The organism is Streptomyces sp. 4F14, assembly GCF_048159485.1.
Lineage (GTDB): Bacteria > Actinomycetota > Actinomycetes > Streptomycetales > Streptomycetaceae > Streptomyces.
The window spans coordinates 418,614-443,716 of sequence record NZ_JBLRVY010000005.1 but is presented as its reverse complement, the minus strand read 5'-3'; the positions used below and the strand labels follow the sequence as shown (position 1 = coordinate 443,716).

General features: G+C 72.4%; 12 protein-coding genes and 2 pseudogenes. 11 read left to right on the top strand and 3 right to left on the bottom strand.

What is annotated here, in order from left to right; all coding sequences use genetic code 11:
• Nucleotides 1–3 precede the first annotated feature (3 nt).
• The 10 genes and pseudogenes from ACLZOT_RS11305 to ACLZOT_RS11260 form a co-directional block, all read left to right on the top strand.
• Nucleotides 4–4,521 (top strand): annotated as a pseudogene (locus ACLZOT_RS11305) (amino acid adenylation domain-containing protein); the annotation flags it as partial.
• 192 nt (nt 4,522–4,713) lie between these two features.
• Nucleotides 4,714–4,812: pseudogene (locus ACLZOT_RS11300) on the top strand (phosphopantetheine-binding protein); the annotation flags it as partial.
• A 114-nt stretch (nt 4,813–4,926) separates the two neighbouring features.
• Nucleotides 4,927–6,297 (top strand): condensation domain-containing protein, encoded by a 1,371-nt coding sequence (locus ACLZOT_RS11295; RefSeq protein WP_416968686.1) that lies wholly within the window; start codon nt 4,927–4,929, stop codon nt 6,295–6,297.
• Between the two features lie 3 nt (nt 6,298–6,300).
• A complete protein-coding gene (locus ACLZOT_RS11290) occupies nt 6,301–10,149 on the top strand; it encodes an amino acid adenylation domain-containing protein (protein ID WP_416968654.1) in 3,849 nt (1,282 codons plus the stop codon).
• A gap of 12 nt (nt 10,150–10,161) precedes the next feature.
• Complete coding sequence (locus ACLZOT_RS11285; RefSeq protein ID WP_050369211.1) at nt 10,162–10,374, top strand: MbtH family protein; 213 nt, start codon at nt 10,162–10,164, stop codon at nt 10,372–10,374.
• Entirely contained in the window at nt 10,371–11,060 is a 690-nt protein-coding gene (locus tag ACLZOT_RS11280; RefSeq protein WP_416968653.1) for a thioesterase II family protein, read from the top strand. The genes ACLZOT_RS11285 and ACLZOT_RS11280 overlap by 4 nt, the downstream gene beginning before the upstream one ends.
• Before the next feature lie 15 nt (nt 11,061–11,075).
• Nucleotides 11,076–11,900: an SDR family oxidoreductase gene (locus tag ACLZOT_RS11275; protein WP_416968652.1), complete on the top strand. Its 825-nt coding sequence runs from the start codon at nt 11,076–11,078 to the stop codon at nt 11,898–11,900.
• A 797-nt stretch (nt 11,901–12,697) separates the two neighbouring features.
• Nucleotides 12,698–14,383: a non-ribosomal peptide synthetase gene (locus tag ACLZOT_RS11270; RefSeq protein ID WP_416968685.1), complete on the top strand. Its 1,686-nt coding sequence runs from the start codon at nt 12,698–12,700 to the stop codon at nt 14,381–14,383.
• Nucleotides 14,384–14,457: 74 nt separating this feature from the next.
• Nucleotides 14,458–14,931, top strand: coding sequence for an SRPBCC family protein (locus ACLZOT_RS11265; RefSeq protein ID WP_416968651.1), 474 nt, complete (start codon nt 14,458–14,460; stop codon nt 14,929–14,931).
• 147 nt (nt 14,932–15,078) lie between these two features.
• The gene (locus tag ACLZOT_RS11260; protein WP_416968650.1) at nt 15,079–16,800 is read left to right on the top strand and encodes a hypothetical protein; all 1,722 of its coding nucleotides are present in this window, start codon (nt 15,079–15,081) and stop codon (nt 16,798–16,800) included.
• Nucleotides 16,801–16,854: 54 nt separating this feature from the next.
• On the opposite strand, the gene ACLZOT_RS11255 is transcribed toward ACLZOT_RS11260, so the two are convergent.
• Complete coding sequence (locus ACLZOT_RS11255; RefSeq protein WP_416968649.1) at nt 16,855–19,158, bottom strand: NB-ARC domain-containing protein; 2,304 nt, start codon at nt 19,156–19,158, stop codon at nt 16,855–16,857.
• Nucleotides 19,159–19,916: 758 nt separating this feature from the next.
• Between ACLZOT_RS11255 and ACLZOT_RS11250 the strand changes: the two genes are divergently transcribed.
• The gene (locus ACLZOT_RS11250) at nt 19,917–20,831 is read left to right on the top strand and encodes a WD40 repeat domain-containing protein (protein WP_416968648.1); all 915 of its coding nucleotides are present in this window, start codon (nt 19,917–19,919) and stop codon (nt 20,829–20,831) included.
• Between the two features lie 19 nt (nt 20,832–20,850).
• Here ACLZOT_RS11250 and ACLZOT_RS11245 read toward each other — a convergent pair whose 3' ends face one another.
• Both ACLZOT_RS11245 and ACLZOT_RS11240 read right to left on the bottom strand, forming a co-directional pair.
• The gene (locus ACLZOT_RS11245) at nt 20,851–24,669 is read right to left on the bottom strand and encodes a hypothetical protein (RefSeq protein WP_416968647.1); all 3,819 of its coding nucleotides are present in this window, start codon (nt 24,667–24,669) and stop codon (nt 20,851–20,853) included.
• Nucleotides 24,666–25,070 (bottom strand): hypothetical protein, encoded by a 405-nt coding sequence (locus tag ACLZOT_RS11240; RefSeq protein ID WP_416968646.1) that lies wholly within the window; start codon nt 25,068–25,070, stop codon nt 24,666–24,668. Before ACLZOT_RS11240 ends, ACLZOT_RS11245 begins: the two co-directional genes overlap by 4 nt.
• Nucleotides 25,071–25,103 lie beyond the last annotated feature (33 nt).

Genomic DNA, 25,103 nt, shown 5'->3' with positions numbered 1-25,103 from the left:
ACGGTGACCCGGTCCGGAATCTCGGATGTCCTGCCCCTGTCGCCGTTGCAGGAGGGGCTCCTCTTCCATGCCCTGTACGACGACGAGGGCAGCCCCGACGTCTACGCGGCCCAGCAGGTCCTGGAGTTGACCGGAGAGGTCGACGCCGCCGCTGTACGCGCCGCCGGTCAGGCGCTCCTCGACCGGCACCCCAACCTGCGCGCCTGCTTCCGGCGCCGGGAGGCGGGGGCGCCGATGCAGATCATTCCCATGGACGTCGAACTCCCGTGGGCCGAGGCCGACTTGTCCGCGTGCGGCGACTCCGAGCGGGAAGCGGCCTGGCTGCGCCTCCTCGACGAGGAGCGGGCCCGGCGCTTCGACCTCGCGAGGCCGCCGCTGCTGCGGTACCTGCTCGTCCGGCTCGGGCCGGAGCTGCACCGGCTGATCATCACCAACCACCATATTCTGCTGGACGGTTGGTCCAAGCAGCTCCTCACCCGCGAGTTCGCCGCCCTGTACGCGGGCGAGCACCCGACCGCGCTCGCGCCGGTCCCGCCGTACCGGGACTACGTGGCGTGGCTGACCCGCCAGGACCGTCCGGCCGCCGAACAGGCGTGGCACGACGAGCTGTTCGGCCTCGACGAGCCCACCCTCCTCGTTCCCGGCGCTCCCACGGCCCCCGTGCTGCCGCACGAGGTGATCGTGGAACTGCCCGAGGACCTCACCAACCAGGCGGAACGCACGGCCCGTTCGCTCGGCGTCACCCTCAACACCCTGGTGCAGGGCGCCTGGGGTGTGCTCCTCGGGCGGCTCACCGGGCGCTCCGAGGCGGTGTTCGGGCAGACCGTGTCGGTGCGTCCGCCGGAACTGCGCAACGTCGCCTCGATGGTCGGGTTCTGCATCAACACTGTTCCCCTGCGGGTGTGTTGGGACGATCAGGGGACCGTCGCCGACCTCCTCACCGGGCTCCAGTCCCGGCAGGCGGCGCTGCTGCCGCACCAGTACCTCGGGCTCGCCGACATCCGCCGGGCCGCCGGCGTCGGGGACCTCTTCGACACGCTGCTCGCCTTCGAGAACCATCCCGGCGCCCAAGGGGACTCCCCCGTACGCCAGTTGACCGGCCGCGACGCCACCCACTACCCCCTCACCCTCGCCGTCCTCCCCGCCCGCCGCCTGGCCCTGCGCCTCTCCTACCGCCCCGACGCCTACGACGAGTCCGGCGCCCGCCGCCTCCTCGACCGGTTCGCCGTCACCCTCTCGGCGCTGGCCGGCGACGTGTCCCGGCGGGTCGGCGAGATCGAGGTGCTGCTGCCCGGCGAACGCGAGCGGCTCCTGACGTCCGAGCCGTACGCCACCGAACCGCCCGAGGCCACGCTCCCCGAACTGTTCGCCCAGCAGGCCGCCCGCACCCCCGACGCCACGGCCGTCGTGTACGAGGACACCCGCCTCACCTACGCGGACCTCGACGAACACTCCGACCGCCTCGCCGCCCTCCTCGCCGCCCACGGCGCCGGCCCCGAGCGGCTGGTGGCCCTCGCACTGCCCCGCTCCGCCGAGCTGGTGGTCGCCGTGCTGGCGGTGCTGAAGGCGGGGGCCGGATACGTGCCGATGGACCCGGCGTATCCGGCGGACCGGTTGGCGTTCATGCTCGCCGACGTGCGGCCGGTGCTGGTGGTCGCGGGAGAAGGGGTGGAGGTGCCGGCCGGGTGCGAGGTGCCGGTGGTGCGGGTCGGGGCGGTGGCTGAGTGGCCCGTGGATGAGTGGCTGAGCCAGTCGTCCAGTGGGGGCGAGGGCAGGGGCACGGTGGATAGCGGCGGGGTGGATCAGTGGCTGAGCCACTCGCCCACTCCCCCACCGCCGCCCACACCCCCCGTGGCCCAGTGGCTCAGCCACCCGTCCACCCCCGCCTACGTCATCTACACCTCCGGCTCCACCGGCCGCCCCAAGGGTGTCGCCGTCCCCCACAGCAACGTCGTCCGCCTGTTCTCCGCCACCCGCCGCTGGTTCGACTTCGGACCGGACGACGTGTGGACGCTGTTCCATTCGTACGCGTTCGACTTCTCCGTGTGGGAACTCTGGGGCGCGTTGCTGCACGGCGGGACGCTGGTCGTGGTGCCCTACCGGGTCAGCCGGGACGCGGGGGAGTTTCTGCGGCTGCTGGCGCGGGAGCGGGTGACGGTGGTGAACCAGACGCCGTCGGCGTTCGGGGAGCTGGTCCGTGCGGACGCGGCGGCGCCGGAGCTGCGGGGGCGGCTGGCGTTGAGGTATGTCGTGTTCGGCGGGGAGGCGCTGGACCCGGCCTCGGTGGCCGAGTGGTTCGGCCGGCATCCGCAGGACGCGCCGGTTCTCGTGAACATGTACGGGATCACGGAGACGACCGTCCACGTGACCGGGCTCCCGCTGACCGAGGACATCGTGCGGGACGGCGGGGCGCGTATCGGTCGGGTGATACCTGACCTGCGGGCGTATGTGCTGGACGCCGGGCTGCGGGTCGTACCGCCGGGTGTGACCGGGGAGTTGTACGTCGCCGGGGCCGGGCTCGCGCGGGGGTATGTGGGGCGGGCGGGGCTGACGGCCGGCCGGTTCGTGGCGGATCCGTTCGGTGGGGCTGGTGAACGGATGTACCGCACCGGGGACTTGGCTCGCTGGTCGGTGAACGGCGAGCTGGAGTACGCGGGTCGGGCGGACCACCAGGTCAAGGTGCGCGGGTTCCGGATCGAACTCGGCGAGGTGGAGGCCGCGTTCACGGCGAGGGAGGGCGTCGGCAAGGCGGTGGTGGTCGTGAAGGACGGCCGGCTCGTCGCGTACGTCGTCGGACAGGGCCTGGATGCCGAGGAGTTGCGTCGGCACGCGGCTCGGACGCTCCCCGAGCACATGGTCCCGGCAGCCGTGCTCCCCCTGGACCGGCTGCCGTTGACCGCGAACGGGAAGCTGGACCGCGCGGCTCTGCCGGAGCCGGTGACCACGGGTGGTGGTGACGGCCGGGCGCCGCGTACGCCGCAGGAGGAGATCCTGTGCGGGGTGTTCGCGGAACTGCTCGGTGTCGCGGTGCATCAAGTGGGCGTGGACGACGGGTTCTTCGACCTGGGCGGTGACTCGCTGCTGGCGATGCGTCTCACGGACCGGGTGCGGGGCGCGTTCGGTACGGCGTTGCCGGTGCGGGCGGTGTTCGAGGCGCCGACACCGGCGGCGCTCGCCCTGAGGCTGCGGGCGGAACAGGAACTGTCCGAGGAGCGCCCTCAACTCGCCGCGTACGAGAGGGGTTACGCGCCGATCCCGTTGTCGTACGCCCAGCAGCGCCTGTGGTTCCTGAGCCGGCTGGACGCGGGCAACGGCACGTACACCGTGCCATGGGCGCTGCGGCTGTCCGGCCCGTTGGACCGGGACGCGCTGCGGGCGGCCCTCGGTGACCTGGTCGCCCGGCACGAGTCGTTGCGCACGCTGTACCCGGACTTCCAGGGGACTCCGTACCAACGGATCGTGGACGTACGGGACATGGACCTGGCGATCGTCCCGACGACGGCCGGGGAGCTTCCCGCGCGGCTCACGGAGGCCGCCCGGCAGCGGTTCGACCTGGCGTCCGAACTCCCGTTGCGGGCCACGTTGTTCGTACTGGACGCGGAGACGCATGTGCTGTCGCTCGTGGCGCATCACATCGCCGTGGACGGCTGGTCGATGGCGCCGCTGATGCGGGACCTGGAGACGGCGTACGCGGCCCGGGTCGCCGACGCGGAGCCGGGCTTCACGCACCTCCCGTTCCAGTACGCCGACTTCGCGCAGTGGCAGCGCGAGGTGCTGGGGGACGCGGCGGATGGCGCAAGCCTGATGAGCCGTGACATCGCTTTCTGGCGCGGCGCGTTGGCGGGTGCTCGGGCCGAGTTGCCGTTGCCGACCGACCGCCCTCGTCCGGCCGAGCCGTCCGGGGAGGGTGACCGGGCCGGGTTCACGATCGACGCGGACCTCCACGCGGGCCTGGTGAAACTGGCGGCCGAGTCGAGGGCCACCCTGTTCATGGTGGTCCAAGCGGGGCTCGCCGCCCTGCTCACGCGGTTCGGTTCGGGGACGGACGTCACGCTCGGGACTCCGGTCGCCGGACGCCCTGACAGCCGGTTGGACGAGTTGGTGGGCTTCTTCGTCAACAGCCTCGCGCTGCGCACCGACACCTCGGGCAACCCCACGTTCCGTGAACTTCTCAGCCGTGCACGGGAGTTCGGGCTAGCGGCGTACGCGCATCAGGACGTGCCGTTCGACGTGCTGGTGGACGCGCTCGGCACGAGGCGCACGCTCGCCCATCACCCCGTGTTCCAGGTCGTGTTGGCGTTCACCGGGCACGGCGAGCAGACCTCGCTGAGTCTGCCCGGGATCGAGGCGAGCCGCGAGATCGTCGAGACCGGTGCCGCCCGCTTCGACCTGTCGCTCTACCTCGGCGAGCGCCGTGCCGGGGACGGCACCCCGGCGGGGATCGACGGAATCGCCGAGTACAGCACGGACTTGTTCGACGCGGAGACGGGTGAACGGCTCGCGCGGGCGTTCGTACGGCTGCTCGGTGCGGTCGTGGCGGATCCCGGGGTGCGGATCGAGGACGTGGACCTGCACGGGGACGACGTACGGCCCGTGCGCGAGGCGAGCCACGAACCGGTGCCGACCGCGCCGCAGCCGCAGGTGGTGCCGGAGGCGGTCGGTACTCCGGCCGAGCGTGTCCTCGCCGGGCTCTACCGCGAGTTGCTGATGCTGGACGAAGTCCCCCTGGACGAGGACTTCTTCGCGCTCGGCGGGGACAGCATCGCGGCGATCCGGCTGGTCAGCCGGGCGGCCGAGGCGGGGGTGGTGATCACGGCGCGGGAGGTTTTCAAGCACCAGTCGGTACGGGAGCTGGCGGCGGTGGCCCGGGGTCCGGTGACCGTGCGCGCCGACGACGGCACCGGCCTGGTTCCGCTGACGCCCATCATGCGGTGGCTGCTCGAACGGGGCGGCCCCATCGGCCGGTTCAGCCAGTCGGTGTTGCTGACCGTGCCGTCGGACGCCCAACTCATGCACCTCACCGGGGCACTTCAGGTTCTGCTGGACCGACACGACATGCTGCGCGCCGCGTTCGCCACCGATGGGCTCACTGTCCCGCCGGTGGGTGCGGTGAACGCGGCCGAGCTCATCGTCCGGCGCGACGTCTCGGACACGGACGACTTCCGCTCCGCCGTCGCCGAGGAGTCCGAGCGGGCCGTCGCCCTGCTCGACCCGGCCGGCGGGACGATGCTGCGCGCGGTGTGGTTCGACGCCGGTCCCGAGCACGACGGGCGGCTCCTGATCGTCGTACACCATCTGGTGGTTGACGGTGTGTCATGGCGCATCATCCTGCCGGACCTCAGGTCGGCGTGGGAGGCCGTCAAGGGTGGGCGGAAGCCTGAACTGCCGCCCGTCGGGACGTCGTTCAAGCGGTGGGCCGGGATTCTTCAGGAGCAGGCGGCGGCTCGGGGGGACGAGGCCGAGGTGTGGCGGGGAATGGCGGGGGCGCCGTTGGGGGCGCGGCCGGTCGATCCCGATCAGGACACCGCTGCCACGACACGGGTGGTGCGGCTGGAGTTCGAAGCCGGGGTGACCGGTCGGCTGATCGGTCGTGCCGGGGTCCAGGACATGTTGCTCGCCGGGCTCGCGGCGGCTGTCGGAGAGCGGTACGGATGCCCGGAGGTCGTGGTCGACGTCGAGGGGCACGGCCGGGAGGAAGTGGTGCCCGGGGTCGAACTGTCGCGTACCGTCGGCTGGTTCACCTCGCTGTATCCGGTGCGGAAAGGTGTGTCGGGTGAGCGGTCTGGTGAACTGCCGGACAACGGGCTGGGATACGGGCTGCTGCGCTACCTCAACCCCGACACGGCCGACGAGTTGGCGAAGGCACCCACGCCGGCGATCGGGTTCAACTACCTGGGCCGGTTCACCGTTCCCGACGCGGAGTCGTGGACGTTCGCCCCGGAGTCGTCGTCCCTCGCGAAGGGCACCGATCCCGAACTCGCCGTCGCCCACGCCCTGGAGGTGAACGCGGTCGTGCGGGACACGGACGCGGGCCCCGTCCTGGTGGCGGACTGGTCGTGGCCCGAAGGGGTCCTGACCGAGCCCGAGGTACGGGAGTTGGCGGAGGCGTGGCGTACGGAGGTCACCGCGCTCGCCTCCCGAACCGACGCGGACACGAACGCCGACGCCGGCGAGCGCCGCTCCGGTACGACGGCCCTCACCTCGTCGAACCGGCCCCCCACCACCCCCGACGACCTCGACGACCTGGCCCTCTCGGACGACGAACTCGCCGAGCTGACCGACGGATTGGACGACTGACCGGTGACTCCCCCCACCACCCCCAGACCGGCACCGGCCGACGTCCTCCCCCTCACCCCGCTCCAGGAGGGCCTTCTCTTCCACGCCCTCTACGAGCACGAGCGCGGCGAACAGGACGTGTACGTCGTCCAGTTGGTGTTCGAGCTGGAGGGCCCGCTCGACCCGGACCGCCTGCACGCCGCCGCGCAGACCCTCCTGGACCGGCACCCCAACCTCCGCGCGGCCTTCCGGCGCCGCCGGGGCGGGCAGCCCGTGCAGGTGGTCCCCCACCGCGCAGCCCTCCCCTGGACGGAGACCGACCTCACCGCCGCCGACCAGGAGAAGGCGTGGGCCGAACTCCTGGACAGAGACCGGGAATCCGGCTTCGACCCGACCCGTCCGCCCCTCCTGCGCTGCACCCTGGCCCGCCTCTCCGAGCACCGCCACCGCCTGCTCATCACCCACCACCACATCCTGCTCGACGGCTGGTCGGTCGCCGTCCTCGTGCGTGAGCTCCTCGCCCTCCACCAGGGCACCGAGCTGCCGCCGGTCCCCCCGTACCGCACCTTCCTCCAGTGGCTGGCCCGCCAGAACCGCGCCGCCGCCGAGGACGCCTGGCGGGAGGCGCTCTCCGGAGTCACCGAGCCAACCCGCCTGGCCCCCCAGGCACCCCCGGGAGCCGGTGAACTCGCGCAGACCAGAGTGGAGTTGTCCCCGGAGACGGGCGCCGCACTCACCACGGCCACCCGACGCCTCGGCGTCACCCTCAACACCCTGGTCCAGTCGGCCTGGGGACTCCTCCTCGGCCGGCTGACGGGCCGCGACGACGTCGTGTTCGGTACGACGGTGTCGGGCCGCCCGCCCGAACTCCCGGGCGTGGAAAGCATGGTGGGCCTGTTCATCAACACCGTGCCGACAAGGGTGCGGCTGCGCCCGGCGGACTCCCCGGCCCGCCTCCTGCGTGAGGTGCGCGACACGTACGCCACGCTCCTCGACCATCATCACCTCGGCCTCGCGGACATCCAGCGGGCAGCTGGAGTCCCCGAACTCTTCGACACGCTCCTCGTGTTCGAGAACTACCCGGCGGACGTGGGGACTTCGGGCGACGGCCTGCGGCTGGCGGGCTCCAGCGGCCGTGACGCCACCCACTACCCGGTGACGCTCGTGGCCCTCCCGGGACCCCGTCCGCGCTTCCGGCTCGCCTACCGCCCGGACCTGTTCACGTCCGAATGGGCGGACGCCACCCTGGCCCGGCTGGTGCGGATCCTCACGGCGATGGCGGCGGACCCGGAGCGGCCCCAAGGCCTCATCGCGCTCGAAGACCGGCCCGTCCAGGCCCCGTTGCCGCCCCCCGCGTGCCGGACGCTCACCGATCTCTGGTCGGCGCAGGTGGCGGCGACTCCCGACGCCGACGCCGTACTCGATCGCGGAACCCGTATGTCGTACCGCGAACTCGACGACAGGGCAGCCCAGTTGGCCGGACGGCTCGTCGAACTCGGGGCGGGGCCCGAGCAGGTGGTGGGGATCGCGCTGCCGCGTACGGCGGAGCTGGTCGTCGCGGTGCTGGCCGTACTCAAGTCGGGTGCCGCGTACCTGCCGTTGGACCCGGCGTATCCGGCGGAGCGGCTGGCGTACATCGTCGGGGACGCGCGTCCGGTCGTGGTGCTGGCGACGGAGGACGGTACCGCCCGCGCGCTGCCCGAAGGGACGCCGACGCTCGATCCCGCCCGTACCCGTACGGCTGGTCCCGAAGACCGGGTGGCCTCAACTCCCGTCTTGCCCAACGGCCTTGCCTACATCACGTACACCTCCGGTTCCACCGGTCGCCCCAAGGGTGTTCTGGCGACGCACCGCAACGCGGTGGAGTTCGTGGAGTGGACGCACTCGGCGTTCGGCCCGGAGCGGCTGGCCGAGGTCCTGTTCTCCACCTCGCTCAATTTCGACGTGTCGGTGTTCGAACTCTTCTCGCCGCTGACCTGCGGCGGCCGGGTCGAGATCGTCGAGAACCTGCTCGCGCTGGCCGACGGCACACCCAGGTCGGCGGGCCTGATCAGCGGCGTTCCCACGGTCATGGCAAGCGTCCTGGCCGAGGGGCCCGCCGTCACGGCCCACACGATCGCCCTCGGCGGCGAGCCGATCCCGGCCCAGCTGCGGACCGGCCTGGGGAACGCCTTCCCCGGCGCGCTGCTGGTCAACTTCTACGGCCCGACGGAGGCGACGGTCTACGCGACGGCGTGGCGGTCCGACGAGGACGGCACTCCCAGCACGGACGCCAAGGCCCACACTCAAGAGCCGCCCATCGGCCGCCCCTTGGCCCGCAACCGGATCCATCTCCTCGACCACGCCCTCCAGTTGGTCCCGGACGGCGCGGTGGGTGAGGTGTACGTCGCGGGCGGCGGCCCCGCGCGCGGCTACCTCGGACGACCGGCGCTGACGGCCGGGCGGTTCGTCGCCGACCCGTTCGGTGACCCGGGTCAACACCTTTACCGCACCGGCGACTTGGCGGTCCGCGAGCCCGACGGACAGCTCCGCTTCCTGGGCCGCGCGGACCAGCAGGTCAAAGTCCGGGGTTTCCGCATCGAGTTGGGCGAGGTCGAGGCCGCGCTCGCCACGCATCCGGCGGTCACACAGGCCGCCGCGACGGTACGGGAGGACGCACCGGGCGAGAAGCGGCTCGTCGCATACGTCGTGGCGGCCGGGCCGGTCTCCCCCGACGCCCTGCGCGAGCACGTCGCCCGCACGCTCCCCGCCCACATGGTGCCGTCCGCGTACGTCACCGTCCCCGCCATCCCCCGTACGGCGAGCGGGAAGTCGGACCGCAAGGCGCTCCCCGCGCCGGACGCGCCCCTCGCCGGGAAGGCCGCTCCGCGCACCCTGCGGGAGGCTCGGATCCGGGACGTCTTCGCGGAGGTCCTGAACCTGGACGCGGCCCAAGTCGGCGTCCACGACAGCTTCTTCGACCTCGGCGGGCACTCGCTGCTGGCCCCGCGCCTCACCTCCCGCATCCGGGCGGAACTCGGCGTCGAGCCCTCGCTGCGGTCTCTCTTCGACGCGCCGACGGTCGCCGCGCTGGCCCACGGTCCGGTCGACGCGGGTGCCGCGCCGCTCGGTCCGCTCCTCACCTTGCGGGAGCGGGGCGACCGCGAGCCGTTGTTCTGTCTGCCGCCCGCGTCCGGGCTGGCGTGGGGGTTCGCCGGGCTCGCACGTCATCTCGCCCCGGGGCGGCCGCTGTTCGGGCTCCAGTCGCGCGGGCTCGTCCCCGGCGAGGCTCCTGCCGCGACGCTGGCCGAGGCGGTCGCCGAGCACACCGCGCGTATCCGGGAGCGGCAGCCCGAGGGGCCGTACCACCTGCTCGGGTACTCGATGGGCGGGCTGGTCGCGTACGAGGTGGCCGTCGCGCTCCAGGCCGCCGGGGAGAAGGTGGCCCTGCTCGCGGTCCTCGACGCCTTCCCCGGGTCATGGATCCGCCAGGCACCCCCGGCCGACCGCCCCACGCTGCTGCGGAGCATCCTCACCGTCCTCGGCCGCCCGGTACCCGACGTCCCGGTCACCGACGAGGAGTTCACGGAGTTGATCCGCAGCGTGCCCGACATGGCCGGCGGGCTCACGGACGACGAACTCGCGGCCCTGGTCGACGTGACGGCCCGAAACGGGCGGCTGCTCCAGGAGTTCGCGCCCACCTCGTACGACGGCGACCTGCTGGTGTTCACCGCCGCCGGCGACCCGGGCGCCGTGCCGGGCCGGTACGGCGACTGGTGTCCGTACGTCACCGGTCGCGTCGTCGACCACGAAATCCCCTGCGCCCACGGGGAGATGACCCGCCCGGGGGCACTGGACCGGATCGGTCCCGTACTGGCCGAGCAACTCGCCTAGGAGAGAGCAGAGATGACCACCAACCCCTTCGACGACGACTCGATCGAGCACTTCGTCCTGGTGAACGACGAGAACCAGCACTCCCTTTGGCCCGCGTTCGCCGAGGTGCCGGCCGGGTGGACGGTCGTGCACGGCCGGGCGAGCCGGACGTCGTGCCTGGAGTACGTCGAGGAGCACTGGACCGACATGCGCCCGCAGAGCCTGATCGACGCGATGGGACAGTGACCGTGACCAAGCTGATCTGTCTGCCCTACGCCGGTGCCGGAGCCTCCTTCTACCGCCCCTGGACCGGCGGCGAGTTGGAGATTCTCGCGCCGCAACTGCCGGGCCGCGAGCGGTTGATCGACGACGAGCCGTACCGGGACGTGCACGAGGCCGTGGCCGGTCTCCTCGACCAACTGGACCTGGACGGTGGCCGGTTCGCGCTCTTCGGGCACAGTCTCGGGGCCGTCCTCGCCTACGAACTCGCCCACCGGCTCGTCGCACTGCCCGGCGTGGAGGTCGCGCACCTCTTCGTGAGCGGTTCCCCGGAACCCGATCTCGGGCGGGAGCGCCGGGCGACCGGGCTGTCCGACGACGAATTCCTGGACCGCGTCGGGGAGTTCGCCGGGTACCGGCATCCCGCGCTGGAGGACCCGGAGATGCGGGAGCTGCTGCTGCCGACGCTGCGGGCGGACGTCGAGATGCACGAGAACTACGTCCGCAGCACGAGCCTTCCGCTGGACGCGCCGATCACCGTGTTCCGGGGCGTGGACGACGAGTTGGTGAGCCGCGACGAGGCGGCCTCCTGGTCCAAGGCGACCAGCCGTGACTTCGACCATGTCGAGGTGCCCGGCGGACACATGTATCTCACCGAGTCGGGGCCGGAGTTGCTGCGCGCGATCACCGACCGGCTCAAGTCCGTTTCGTAGTCAGGGAGTTTCCGTATGCGTCTCGACGGCAAGTCGGTCCTCGTCACCGGGGCGGCCCGGGGTCTGGGTCGGGTGATCGCGGTGGCCTGTGCCGCCGAGGGGGCCGATCTGGCTCTGCTGGACATCTGCGCGGACCTGCCCGGGGTTCCGTATCCACTGGGCACGCGGGGGCAGTTGGAGCACACGGCCGACCTGTGCCGCGAGGCGGGGTCGGCGGTGGTGACGGTCGAGGCCGACATCCGGGACCTGCTCGCCGTACGCGAGGGGGTGCGGATCGCCGAGGGGCGGTTCGGGCGCATCGACGTGGCCGTCAACAACGCGGGGATCGCGGCGCCTTCGGGGAAGCCGGTGCACGAGATCGACGAGGACGAGTGGGCGCTGATGATCGACGTCGACCTGTCCGGTGCCTGGCGGGTGGTCCGGGAGGTGGGCCGGGCGATGAGTGCCCGCCGGTCGGGGAGCATCGTCAACGTGTCGTCCACGGCGGGGCTGGTGGGGTACCGGCACTTCGCCGGGTACGTCGCCGCCAAGCACGCGGTGATCGGGCTGACCAAGGCGGCCGCGCTGGACTACGCGCCGACGAAGGTGCGGGTGAACGCCGTCTGCCCGGGGTCCGTCCGGGACGAACCCCGCGCCGAGGGGCGGATGTTGGCCGAGATCGCGCGGGCGCTGGAGGTGCCGGTGCACGAGCACGAGCGGACGTTCGTCCAGGCGCAGCCGATGAACGCGCTGATCGAGCCGGAGGACGTGGCCGGGGCGGTCGTGTTCCTCGCGTCCGACGATTCCCGGCAGGTCACCGGGTCCGTACTGACCGTCGACGGCGGCTTCAGCGCCCGCTGAACACCCCCAGAACACCGAGGAGTTGCCCCGTGTCGTCCCTTGCCGCGCGCTGCCATGCCCTGCGGATCCCGTCGCCGTCCGCCGCCGGACCGGACGTCTGGGTCGAGGAGGTGCACGTGCCCGCCGGTCATCCGATCGCCGTTCGGCGTCGGGCGGTTGAGCTGGCGCGGGCCTCGGAGGGGGTGCGGAGGGTGCTGTTGCGGTACGCGGACGGCGGCAGCGATCTGATCGTCGTCGGGCCGCGTGAGGATGAGGATCGAGTCGGGACGGCGGAGAGCGCGCCCCCACCCTCGTGGGGTCTCCCCGACGGCACTCCGGGCACCCCGTACACCTTGTCCGTAGCTGAACTCGGCGACGAGACCAGCTGGTTGACGGCTCTCGGAGCGACGCTCGCGCGCTACGGCTCGCAGGACGCGCTCCTCGGAACAGATCACGGCGCCTACGTCCTGCGTGACGCGAAGCCCGTTCCCGCGACCGGCCCCGTCCTCGCCGGGCTCCTCTTCAGCGACGTCGAGCGGGCCGGGGAGTACGTCCCGTGCCTCGCACCGCCGTTCCCGTTGACGGTGTCGGTCGTGCGGGACGACCAGGGGCTCCGGCTGCGGTGCGATCACCTCGGGAGCCACTTCTCGGGGGACATCGCCGCCCAGTTCGTACGGCATCTCGCACATGTCCATCGCCAGGTTCTCGCCGAAGTTCCGCTCGACGATGTGGAGTTGCTGGACGCCGGTGAGCGGGAGCGGGTCGTGGCGCTCGGGCGTTCGGGGCGGGCGGTGGCGCCGGGTCCGGGAGACGTGAGCATGGTGGAGGCGTTCGCGCGGATCGCCGGGCGGGCACCGGACCGGGTGGCCGTGACGGACGGCGCGGAGCATCTGACGTACGGGGAACTCGACGCGCGGGCAGCCGAGTTTGCGCGGGGTCTGGTCCGGCGTGGTGTGGTCCCCGGCGACCGGGTGGGGGTGTGTCTCGACCGTACCGCCGAGCTGGTCGTCGTCCTGCTCGCCGTGTTGAAGGCCGGGGCGGCGTATGTGCCGGTGGACCCGGCGTATCCGGCGGAGCGGATCGCGTACACGGCCCGGGATGCCGGGGTGCGGGTGATGGTGACGCGGTCGGCGGGGTTCTCCGACGCGGTCTCGCCCGATGAACTCGTCGGCGAGGGGGGCGAGTTGCCAGTGCCGGGGGACGGTCCCGCGTACGTCGTCTACACGTCGGGGTCCACCGGGCGGCCCAAGGGGGTCGTCGTGCCGCACCGGAACGTGCTCGCCCTCGTCGACGCGACGCGCGAGGAGTACGGGCTGGGTTCGCGGGACGTGTGGACGTGGTTCCACTCCGCCGCCTTCGACTTCTCCGTCTGGGAGATCTGGGGGTGTCTGCTGACCGGGGGGCGGCTGGTCGTGGTGCCGTACTTCGTGTCCCGGGAGCCGGACGCCTTCCGCGATCTGCTGGTGTCCGAGAAGGTCAGCGTGCTCAGCCAGACCCCGTCCGCCTTCGGACAGCTAACGGGCCTCGAACACGCCGCCGTGGAGGTGCGGTTGGTGGTGTTCGGGGGTGAACCCCTCGATGCACGGGGCGTGTTGCCGTGGCTCGACCGGCATCCCGCGTGCCGGCTGGTCAACATGTACGGGATCACCGAGACCACCGTCCATGTCACCGAGCAGACCCTCACGCGGGGTGCGGCGCTCGCCGGAACGCGGTCCGTGGGGCGGGCGTTGCCCGGGTGGCATCTGTATGTCACCGGCCCCGACGGGGAGTTGCTGCCGCCCGGGGTGGCCGGGGAGATCTGGGTGGGCGGGGCCGGGGTCGCGCTCGGGTATCTCGGCCAAGTCGAGCTGACCGCACGGCGGTTCGTGCCCGACCCGTACGCCGCCGGCACGCTGTACCGCAGCGGGGACCTGGGGCGGCTGCGGCCCGACGGGCGGCTCGACCACCTCGGGCGGATCGACAGCCAGGTCAAGATCCGGGGTTTCCGGATCGAGTTGGACGAGATCCGCAACGTGCTGCTGGAGGATCCCGCCGTACGGACGGCCGCCGTCGTCGTCCACCGGGAGGGCGACGCGGCCGGGGCGCGGATCGACGCGTACGTCGTCCTGGACGGCGGGGACGCGGGCGGCGTACGCGCGCGGGCGGCCGAGCTGCTGCCCGAGCACATGGTGCCGGCGACGGTCACCGTCCTGGACGCGCTGCCGTTGACGGCGAACGGGAAGCTGGACGCGGCGCGGCTCGCCACGGCCCCGCCCGCGCCGCCCCGGCAGCAACCGCTTGCCGACGATCTCGCCGCCCGCCTCACCCGGATCTGGAGCGACGTCCTCGGCACGCCCGTCGGACCCGACGACGACTTCTTCGAACTCGGCGGGAACTCCCTGTTCGCCGTACGCATCACCGCTGCCCTGCGGGAACAGGGGCTTCCGTCCGTCCGGCTGCGGGAGCTCTACCGGCATCCGACGGTCCGGGAGACCGTCGCGAGCCTGGAGCGGGCCGGGGCATAGGATTCCGGGGACCTCAAGATCCAGCGGCCCCACGAGAGCCCCCGCAGCAACCGCTTACAGAAACGAGGGAGACCATGTCCGACGAGCGCTTCGAGGTGACCCGCGAGATAGCCGCGCCCCCGGCCCGCATCTTCGCCGTCCTCACCGACCCGCGCGGCCATGTGTCCATCGACAGCTCCGGCATGCTCCAGTCCGCCGACGGCGAGCGCGTGTCCAAGACCGGTGACTCCTTCGTCGTACACATGGACCGCGAGGCCCTCAACGACCGGCCGATGGGGCGGTACGACGTGACCGTGGTCATCACCGCGTACGACCAGGACACGCTGATCGAGTGGACCCCCACCTCCCCGGGCTTCAAGCCGGACATCGACCACCGGTACGGGTACCTCCTGAGAGCTACGCCCACTGGCACGCACGTCACCTCGTACTACGACTGGAGTATGATCCACGACCGCTACCGTGCCGCCGGCGTCTTCCCCATCCTCCAGGAGTCCGCCCTGCGCGCGACCCTCGGCATCCTGGCCCGCACGGTCGAGAACCCCGCCTGACGGCTGGGCTCCGGGCCTCGCCCGATAGCATCGGATGATCTCCCGCTGAACGGCGGGTGGCGGGCGAGTGGCTAGGGGGCGGGGCGGTTGCTGGGCGGCGGGGCGGGGCGGTTGCGGGTGCCCGTCGGGGAGGACTCGGAGCGGTGGGTGACGCGGACCGGGTGCCGGAGTGTGCTGTTCGTCGTCCACAACGTCACCTCCGCGACACGGTTGTTGGATGTGCTGCCGCTGTTCCACAGCGATGTGCGGGTGCAGTTGTTCGCGACGTGTACGGGGTCGTCGCCGTTTCTCGCCGGGGTTCCGGAGTTGCTGGCGGGGGTGGGGGTGCCGGTGGTGCCTTGGGAGCAGGCCAAGGAGACGGAGTTCGACCTCGCCGTCTCGGCCAGCTATGGAGGTGAACTGGGGGAGATACGGGCGGAGTTGGTCGTATTGTCACACGGGGTCGGATACAACAAGAGGTTGGCCACGCCTCAACACCTCAACGCCTCAACGTCCGAAATACCCGGCGAGGCGCCCGTGTTCGGGCTCTCCCCCGACTGGCTGCTCCGCCCGGACGGCACTCCCCTCGCCGCCGCGACCGTCCTGTCCCATCCCGAACAGCTCGCCAGGCTGCGGGAGTCGGTCCCGGAGGCGGCGCCCACGGCGGTTCTCGCTGGGGATCCCTGTTACGACCGGATCCTCGCCGCGCTCCCTCAACGTGACCGATTCCGACGGGCGTTGGGAGTCGCGCCGGGGCAGAAGCTGATCGTCGTCAGCTCGACCTGGGCGCCGAGGTCGTTGTTCGGCGGCGACACACGGAACGGTGACGATCTCCTCCCCTGGCTCCTGTCCCGCCTCCCGGCGGACCTCCCGGCGGACGAGTACCGTGCCGTGGCGGTCCTGCACCCCAACATCTGGCACGGTCACGGCCCGGGCCAGGTACGGGCCTGGCTGGACGCCGCGCGCAGGGCCGGCCTGGAGACGGTCGACCCCCTCGAAGGCTGGCGGCAGGCCCTGATCGCGGCGGACTGCGTGCTGGGCGACCACTCCAGCGTCACGTACTACGCGGCGGCCATCGGTGTCCCCGTCCTCCTCGGCGCTTTCCCTCAGCAGGACTTGGCCCCGGACTCCCCGGTCGCGGCCCTCGGCCGCACGGCCCCTCACCTGACCCGGCACGGCAGCCTCCGCGCACAGATCGACCGCGCGATCACCACACACGACCCGGCCCACTACAAGGAGCTTGCGGAGCAGACGAGTTCGACGCCGGGCGAGTCGGCAGCGCTCCTACGGCGCCTGTTCTACGGCCTGTTGGACCTCCCTGAACCGGAGACCCACCCGCCCCTCCTCGACCCCCTGCCCCTTCCCCCGTACACCCCGGCCCAACTCACCGCCCCGGTCCGCGTGTTCACGCGCCGCAAGGACACCGCCCCGCCGTCGGTCGAGGTCACCCGGCACGCCGTCTCCGGCGACGCCCCCGACCCGCACGTCGAGTCCGACGCGGCGCACACGGTCGTCGACGAGGAGACCCGGGAGACCGGCCGCCTCACGCTCGCCGATGTCGTCGTACGCCGTGCCCCCGAGGACGACCCCCGCCTCGGCCCGCCCGCGTCGTGGACGGCGGAGACACTCGCGCGCTACCCCTACTGCGGTATGGCGGTGTACGTGGACGGACCGGGCCGGTGTGTCGTGGGGACGCGGGACGGACGGGTCGTACGGCTGACGGCGGCGCCTGGGCCGGACGGCCGGGTGGATCTGTGTGACCCGGCGGCGTACGCGTCGGGGTTGTACGCGTGGCTGGCCGACGAGGAACAGCCTGGTCGGATGCCGGACGAGTTGACGGTGTGGACGGGGACGGAGGCGCACCGGGTCAGCCTCAGGAGCTACCCCTGAAGTACCCCCTCCGGTAGTCATCCTTCGGGGGTACATCGCCCGAGCCCCGACGTCTCACCCGGACAGTTCGGCCAGCCGCTCCCGGACCCGTCCCGCGCCGGCCAGATCCCCGTTTTGCTCGTACCACTCGGCGGCGATCTCCAGATCGGCGGCTTCCTCGGTGTCCCGCCCGGCCCTCCGGTGCACGTCAGCCCGCAGTTCGACCGCGTCGGCGTGCTGCGGCCAGGCCCCCTCGGTGGCCATGATCCGGACGGCCTTGTCGAGGCAGACGAGGGCCTGTTCGAGGTCTCCGGCGTTGCGGTGCAGCTCGCCGAGGCAGGTGTAGACGCGCCCTTCGTTGTGGCGGTCACCAGATTCACCGAGCGAACGGAAGCCCACGAGCGCGCCGTTGAGCCGGGTGAGGGCGCTGGAGAAATCGCCCGCGCCGGTCTCGGCCCGGCCGGTGTGGAGGTCGAGAAGGGCGATGGCACGTTCCTTGTCCTGGAAGCCGTCGTCCCCGTCGGCGACACGCGCCCAGATGGCCCGTGCCTCCTGGAAACACTGGGCGGCCTCGCGCCACTTCCACAACCGGAGTCGGAGCAGTCCGGCGGTCTCGACCGCGCTGGCCTCGCCACGGTGGTGGCCGCAGGACCGGTCGGCGGCGACGGCGTCGGCAAGCTCCCGCGCGGCGTCGTCGGCCCGCCCGACTCCCATGTAGGCGAAGGCGAGTTGGACCCGCATGCGTCCCACCGCGCGGCGATCCCCGAACTCCTCCGCCTGCCGCTGTGCGGCCTCGACACCGAGCAGGTGCGTGTCGATCCACTGCGCGTGGAACCCGAGCCGCAGGTGCAGACTCCAGGTCGCCTCGCACAACTGCCAGACGAGCTCGTCGAATCCGTGGTGCGCGGCGGCCCGGATCACGGCGGCGATGTTCTCCCGCTCGCGGCTCAACTCCTCCAACGCCTGCTTGGCGTCGGCCGATCGAGCACTGAACCCGCGATAGGCGGGGCCGAGCCGCCACCGCAGCGGCATCACCCGGTGATCCGCGCTCGCGGTCGACTTGAGCACCGCGACGGCAACGCGCCGTACGGCGGCGGCGGTTCGCCCGAGGCCGCCCTCGGCGTGGGCCAACTCCCGTGCGTGGGCGCGGGCCGCGTCGTGGAAGCGGTACCGCTCCTCCTCGACCTCCGTCAACAGGCTGACGCGGGCGAGGTGTTCGAGCTCTTCACGTGCCGTGTCCTCGGGGACCCCGGCGGCAGCGGTGGCGATCTGGAGGGTGATCGTCGGCCACGCTCCGGCACCGAGTGCGCGGTAGAACGCGGCGGTGCCGGACGGGAGTTCGCGGTAGGAGACGTCGTAGGCGAGGCGTACGGGGCTGTCGGCCATCGGTGTGGCTTCCTCCCGTCGTAGGTCTTGGGCCACCCTCTCCCAGCTCAGGTGTTCGCGCTGTGCGAGTCCCGCCCCGGTCGTGCACACCGCGAGCGGGTAGCCGCCGGTGCCCTCGGCGACGGCTCGAACTGCCGTGTCCGGGGCGGCTCTTCCCACCGTACGCACGAGGAGGTCCATGGCGTCCTCGGTCGAGAGGGGGCCGACGGCGCGCGGGCGGGCGCCGTAGTGGGCGGTGAGGCGGGGGAGCCGGTGGCGGCTCGTGACGAGGGTCAACGACGTGGGCGATGCGGGGATCAGGGGCATGACCTGGGCGTCGTCGTGCGCGTTGTCGAGGACGACGAGGAGGCTGCGGTCGGCGGTGAGGGTGCGGTAGAGGTCGCGTTGACGGGCCTCGTCGCCGGGGACGCGGTCGGGTGCCACGCCGAGGGCTTCGAGGAAGCGGGCGAGGACATCGGAGGGGGTGAGGGCGGTGGCGGCGGAGTCTCCGGCGAGATCGACGAACAGGTCGCCGTCGGGGAAGAGTTCACGCAGCCGACCGCCGCCCCGGACGGCCACGGCGGTCTTGCCGATGCCGCCGGGGCCGGTGAGCACCCCTACGAACGGACCCTCGCCTTCGCCGGTTAGCGCTTCGATCCACTCCACGACGTCCTCGCGGTCCGTGAACACGGAGGTCGACGGCGGCAGCATCCGGGGTCGGGCCAGGGCAGTTGGCGTCATCCGCTGTGCGAACAGGGTCGCCTCCCGCAGCCACGCGCTCACTTCCTCGGCCAACTCGCCTGATCTGCGGGAGAGTTCGGCCAAGTCCCGGACCGCGTCGGCGCATTGGTCCTCGGTGACCGGCAAAGTGGCGGTCTCCCCGGGGCGGACGCGGTTCAGCAGGCCGTAGAGCCGCTCGGAGATCCGGCGCCCCGCTTCGCCGCCCGCGCCGGACAAGGCACCCGAGGCGACCGTGCTGACAGCCGCGGTCGCCATCCCTATCAACACTGACACGCAGGTCTCCCCAACTCGCCGTTGCCGAAATCGTATCCACAAGTTCCTGACCTGCGGCAGGGAGGCAGAAGATGGCACTTCACCCACTGTGTGACATGACTTGCACACACTCCGCTACCGTCGTGTCGTGGCAAGCTTTCTGATCGAATTGGCGAAACATAGTGATCCCGTGGCAACGTACCGCTTACCCGCTCGGCGCCCAGGCGACGTCGGGCACCCTCCTCGGCGAGGTCGCAACACCTCACCGATCAGCGTCCGGAGGGACGTGCCACGAGGGCTGGCGGTTCCGTCGTCCAGCACCAGGGCACGCAGGCGATCGGCTCGCATCCCTGATCAACACCAGGGATCACTAAGCCAATCAGAGACGCTTGCAAGCCGCGCTCTGGGGGTTACAGGGAAGCGGTGTCGCGGGAGCGCTGAATCCTTCCGCGTCCATGCGACCGGTCGGCCCGTGCCGGAAGCGGCGGTGGCCGTGGCACAGCAGGGCCGACCGGCCGGTGATGCCGGTAGCCGTCGCGCTGCGACGGTTCGCGGGTCCGGGGCTCGGGGCAGCGGGGTATCTCACCGACGAGACGGCCGCGTTGACACGCGTTGAGGAGGTGGACGCGGGCGCTGGCGGCGGACCTGCACGGCGGAATGGGCGCCGACGGTCGACCCGCCCCGCACCCCGCCGACTTCACGACCGGCTCGCCTTCGCGCTCGGCGCGCGGCCGGCCCCTCCCCGCCTCCCTCCGGTCTCCCGGCCCAGCCCCCACTGGGTGCCCGGTCTCCTCACCACCTTCGCGCTCGTCCTGACCTGCCTGACCACAGCCGCCGCGCAGGGCGTGCTGCCGACGCCGTGGATCGACAGGCCGGCGCCGGGCCGAGACGCCGCGCAGGAGCGGTGGTCGGCGCTCGGCAAGCTGCAACTCGGGTCGGGGGTCGGGGACATGACCTTCTGCTCCCTGGACCCTCGGCAGTTGCTCGCGATCGGGGAGGACGGCGTCGAGACGTGGGACGTGTCGGACACCGCGCGCCCGAGGCTGTTGTACCGCTCGCGGGTGCCGGAGACGGGGCCGGTGTCGGCCCTGGGGATCGACGCCGACGGGCGTACGGTCTTCGCCGCGTCCGACGAGCGGCTCCTCACCTGGATGCAGGGGTCCGAGATCCTCTCCTGGCTCCAACTCGCGCCCCCGGTAAAGGGAGTGAAGGCCCTGCGCAAGCGGACGGAGAGCCTCGACATCGTCGTACGCCGCTCGCGGACCCTGACCGTGCTCCAGGAGGCCGCGACGAACGGGTCCGCCCGTGGGGACTTCGTGACGACGGCGAGTTTCGCGCAGGCCACGCATGCCGCGCGGTTCTCGCCGGACGGCAACACCCTCGCTCTCGCGGACGACTTGGGCAACGTCCAGCTCTGGGACCTGACCCGCAACTACGAACCGACCCCGAGGGGACGCCAGTTGAACACCGGCGCGCGACTGCCCCGCGCCCTCGCGTTCAGCGCGGACGCCGGGCTCCTCGCGGTGATCGGCAGGGACGACGTCGTACGCCTGTGGGACGTCACCCACCCGGACCGCCCGCGCCATCTGGGCAACCCGGTCCGGCTCCCGGCCAGGGCCGTCGCGTTCAGCTCGGACTCCCGCCTGGTCGCGACGGCGGGCCCGGACGGGACCGTGTCCCTGTGGCGGCGCTGACCGGTAAGCGCAACGCCCGTCAGCCGCACGGCGGTTCGTACGGCAGGTCCGCCGAGACGTGTTCGCGCCACGTCTCCTTCGTCAGGGCCGAGCGCGTCACGGCGCAGATCTGTGCCCGCGCGCGGGGGACGTCGGTCTGCCAGAGGCGTACGGTGCCGTCGTTGCCGGTGCTGACGAGCGCGCCGTGGGGGAGGAAGCGCAGGCCGGAGACGGGGCCGACATGGCCGGGGACGGGGGCGCCGTAGAGGGCGGGGCGGCCGGGGTCGGCGGTGTTCCAGAGGCGGATCTCGCCGCCCATGTCGCCGCTGGCGAGGAGGTGGCCGTCGGGTGAGAAGGCGGTGGAGTTGAGGCCGGCCCCGGCCGTGAGGGGGGCGCCGGTCTTGCGCGGGGCGCCGGTGCCGGAGACGTTCCACAGCTGAAGTCGGCTGTCTCCGCCCCCGGTTGCGAGGAGGCGGCCGTCCCGGCTGAGGGCGAGCGCGAAGATGAGCTGCGGGCTGAGCGCGTACCCGGTCATCGCGGGTGCGGCGCCCCGGCCGGCCTTCCAGGACCGCAGGAGGCCGATCATGTCCCCCGAGTACATCTTGCCGCCTGCGGAGTCGGCCGCCAACGCCCGTACGGGCATGGCGATTCCGCCGATGTTGCCGCCAAGTGCCTTGGCGTGGCCGGGGTCCGTGGTGTTCCAGGCGCGCAGGCCGCCCGTGTACCGGTTGCGGACCTCCAGGTATCCGGCGGTGAGGGTGGTGCCGTCGCCGGAGAACGCGAGGGCCGACACCGGGTCGCCGCTGCCGGTCAGGGCCGGTCCGAGGGCGGCCGGACGCGTCGGTGAGGCGACGTCCCACAGCCGGACCGTGCCGGTGAACTCCCCGGTGGCCAGGATCTGTTGGGGGCCGGGGCGGAAGGCGAGCGCGTTCACCGAGCCGGTGTGGGCCGGGAGTTCGCCGAGGCGTACGAGCCTGTCGGGCGCGGAGACGTCCCACAGGGTGACGTGGTTGGCCGTGGAGACGGCGATACGGCGTCCGTCGGGGCTCGCGGCGAGGGCCAGCACCTCGTCGCCGATGATCAGTGCCTTCGGGAGGCGCCACAGGCGGATGAGCCCGTCGGAGCCGCCGCTGACGACCGTCCGGCTGTCGGGGCCGAAGGCGAGGGTGCCGACCATGCCCGAATGGCCGCGCAGCGTGGGGGTGATGGCGCGGGCGCGCTCCGGTGCGCGGACGTTCCAGACATTGACGCCGCCCGATGTGTCACCGGTGGCGAGGAGCCTGCCGTCGGGGCTGAACGCGACCGAGTCCGCCGCCGAGTTGAGCATGAGCTGGTTGGCGGGGGTGGGGCGGCGGGGGTCCGTGAGGTTCCAGAGCAGGACGCGGTAGTCGCTGGAGGCGGTGGCGAGGGTGTGCCCGTCGGGGCTGAACGCGAGCTGGTTGATGACGGAGGCGTGGCCGCCCTTCGGGTCGGGCAGCGGTTTCGGGCGGGCCGGGTCGGAGGTGTCCCAGAGCTTCAACAGGACGGCGCCCTGGCCTCCTTGGGCGGTGCCGCCGCCGGCCGCGAGGACCCTGCCGTCGGGGCTGAGGGCGACGGAGACGACGCCCTGGCCCTGGGTGCTCAGGGCGCGGCTGAGGCGGCGCGGGGTGCGCGGGTCGGCGAGGCTCCACAGCTCGACCTCGCCGGTCTGGGCGGCGGGGGCGCCGGGCTTCGCCAGGCTCGTGGTGGTGAGGCCGGCGGCGAGGGTGCGGCCGTCGGCGCTGAGCGCGAGGGCGTTGACCGTGCCCTGGGAGAGCCGTACGGGTGCGGAGAGGGGCTGTGGGCGGGCCGGGTCGGAGACGTCGAGGACGCGGATCAGCCCGTCCGAACTGCCCCAGATCATCAGGTTGTTGCGCTTGTCGTGGACGACGGGCTGGATGCCGCCGGCCTTGGTGCCCGTGCGGATCTCGGTGGTGAGCGGGGTGGGCGTGGTGGTGCGGGGGACGTTCCACAGGCGCAGCCGGCCGAGGCTGTCGGTGGGGACGGAGGCGGCTGTCATGAGGTGTCCGCCGGGGCCGAAGGCGACCGTGTGGACGAGGCCGTACCGGCCGGGCAGGGTCTGCGGGAGGATCGCGGCGGACTCGGCGAGCAGGCGGGTGCGGAGGCTTTCGGTGGGCCTCATGTCGTAGGCGGCGAGGTCGAGTTGGGCGGCGAGCGCGCTGTCCGTGGCGCGCAGCCGGTCGGCCTCGGCGGTGACCCGGTTGAAGATCGCCTCGTCGCGCTGTTCGACGGCCTCGCGGCGGCGGTCGAGGGCGTAGACGGCGAGGGCGGAGGCGATGAGGGCGAGGACGGAGACGACGGCGACGGCGCCCCGGCGCAGTCGGCGGGCCCGGCGTTCCTGGGCGCCGGAGGCGTGCAGGAACGCGGCGGCGAGCGGGGTGACGTCGGCGGGGTCGGCGACGGCCGCCCAGGACCGGGCGCGGCGCAGCCGGTCCCCTCTGAACAGGGCGTCCTTGTCGGGGCGTTCGCCCGCCGACCAGCGGGCGGCGGCCTCCCAGACCTCCTGGCGGACGAGGCTGTCCCGGTCGCGGGGCGCGATCCACTCGTCGAGTTTCTTCCAGCCTCTCAGCAGCGCCTCGTGGGTGATCTCGACGGTCTCGCCGAGCCGGGTGCCGTCCTGGGTGAGGAGGCGGGCCTCGGTGAACGCGTCGACGACGGGCGGGACTTGGGCCGGGTCACGGGCCTCCTGGAGGAGTTCGCGGCGGGTGCGGCGGCGGAAGGTGGTCGCGCCGCGTTCGTCGACCCGGACCAGTCCGGTGAACAGAGCGCGTGCCACCGGTTTCTGGCTCTCCGTCAGGTTCTCGTACACCTTCTCGGCCGCCGTGTTGACGGCGTTGTCGATGCCGCCCGCCGTCCGGTACGCGGCGAGGGTGAGGCGGTCGCCGGTGCGCTGCTGCCAGGTGGAGTGCAGGGCCTGGGAGAGGAACGGCAGGCGGCCGGGCGGGTAGGCGTCGCGCTGGGCGGCGCCCGTGCGCAGGTCGCGGACGATGACGTCGGCGAGCTGGGGGTCGATCGAGAGGCCGTCCACCCTGCTGACGGGGCCCTCGATCGCCGCGCGGACCTCGTCGTCGGTCATCGCGCCGACGATCACGTCGTTGCGCAGGGCGGCCCGCAGGTGCGGGTAGGGGGCGCAGTCGCCGTAGCGGTCGGCACGCAGGCCGTAGACGACCAGGGCGAGGGGGGTGAGGGCGGCGAGGGCGTCGACGAAGCGAGTGCGGGCGGATTCGTCGTGGCACTGGGTGAAGAGCTCCTCCAGCTGGTCGACGACGATGACGACCCTTCTGCCGGGCGGCAGTTGGAGGCTGGTGCGCAGCAACTCGCGGAACGTGGCGGGGCCGTTGTCCAACGCGGCGTGTACGGCGGCGGGTTCGGTGCCGGTCAGGCGGGCGCAGGCTTCCGCGAGCTGTCCGACGGGGTCCTCGGTCGGTTTCAGCAGGAGCTGGGGCCAGTACTGGGCGCCCGGCAGCATCCTGCCCTTCGCCAGCTCGTGGAGCAGGCCCGCCCGCAGGAGCGAGGACTTGCCCGCGCCCGAGGGTGCGACGACCGCCGCGGGTGTCCCCTCGTCCAGGCATGTCGCGAGGGTCCGCCCCAACTCGGCGACCAGGCCGACCCGTCCGAAGAACCAGCGCGCCGACTCCCGGTCGAACGCCTTCAGTCCGGGGTAGGGGCACTCGTCCACGGCGGACAGGGTGTCGTCGTAGGCGGTCGTGCCGTCGCCGTAGTGGTGGACGGAGATGTCGCCGCCGGCCTGGAGGACGAGGCTGTCGCCGGACGCCCACGCGGTGAGGGTGAGGGCGACCTTTTCCTGACGGTCCTTCATGGCTTGGGTGCCTGGCCGAAGTTCATGTCGCCGGTGGCCTGGTAGATGCGGGAGCGGTCGTGGGACTCGGCGTTGAAGACGGGGCCCGGCTGCGGGGCGGCGTGCGGGGCGAGTTCGGCGACCAGGTCGAGGAGGGCGCGGGCGGCGTCCGGGTCGTCCTCGATCAGTCTTCTGAACCTGAGCCGCCAGGCCGCCGTGAGGTCGTCGCGCGTCCGCCGGTCCGCCGGTTCGGCGAGCAACAGGGCCCGGTCGCGGTCGAGTTCGAGGGGCAGGCGGTCGGTGTCGGGGGTGCGGCGCAGGCGGGCGAGGAGGGCGCGGGCGCGTTCCCAGGTCTCCGTGGTGAGGGCGCCCACGAGCGCGTTCGCGGCGCTCGCCGCGAGTGTCGTCAGTTCGGTGTCCATGTGCACGCCCCCGTGGTGCGCCGTCGATGGTCC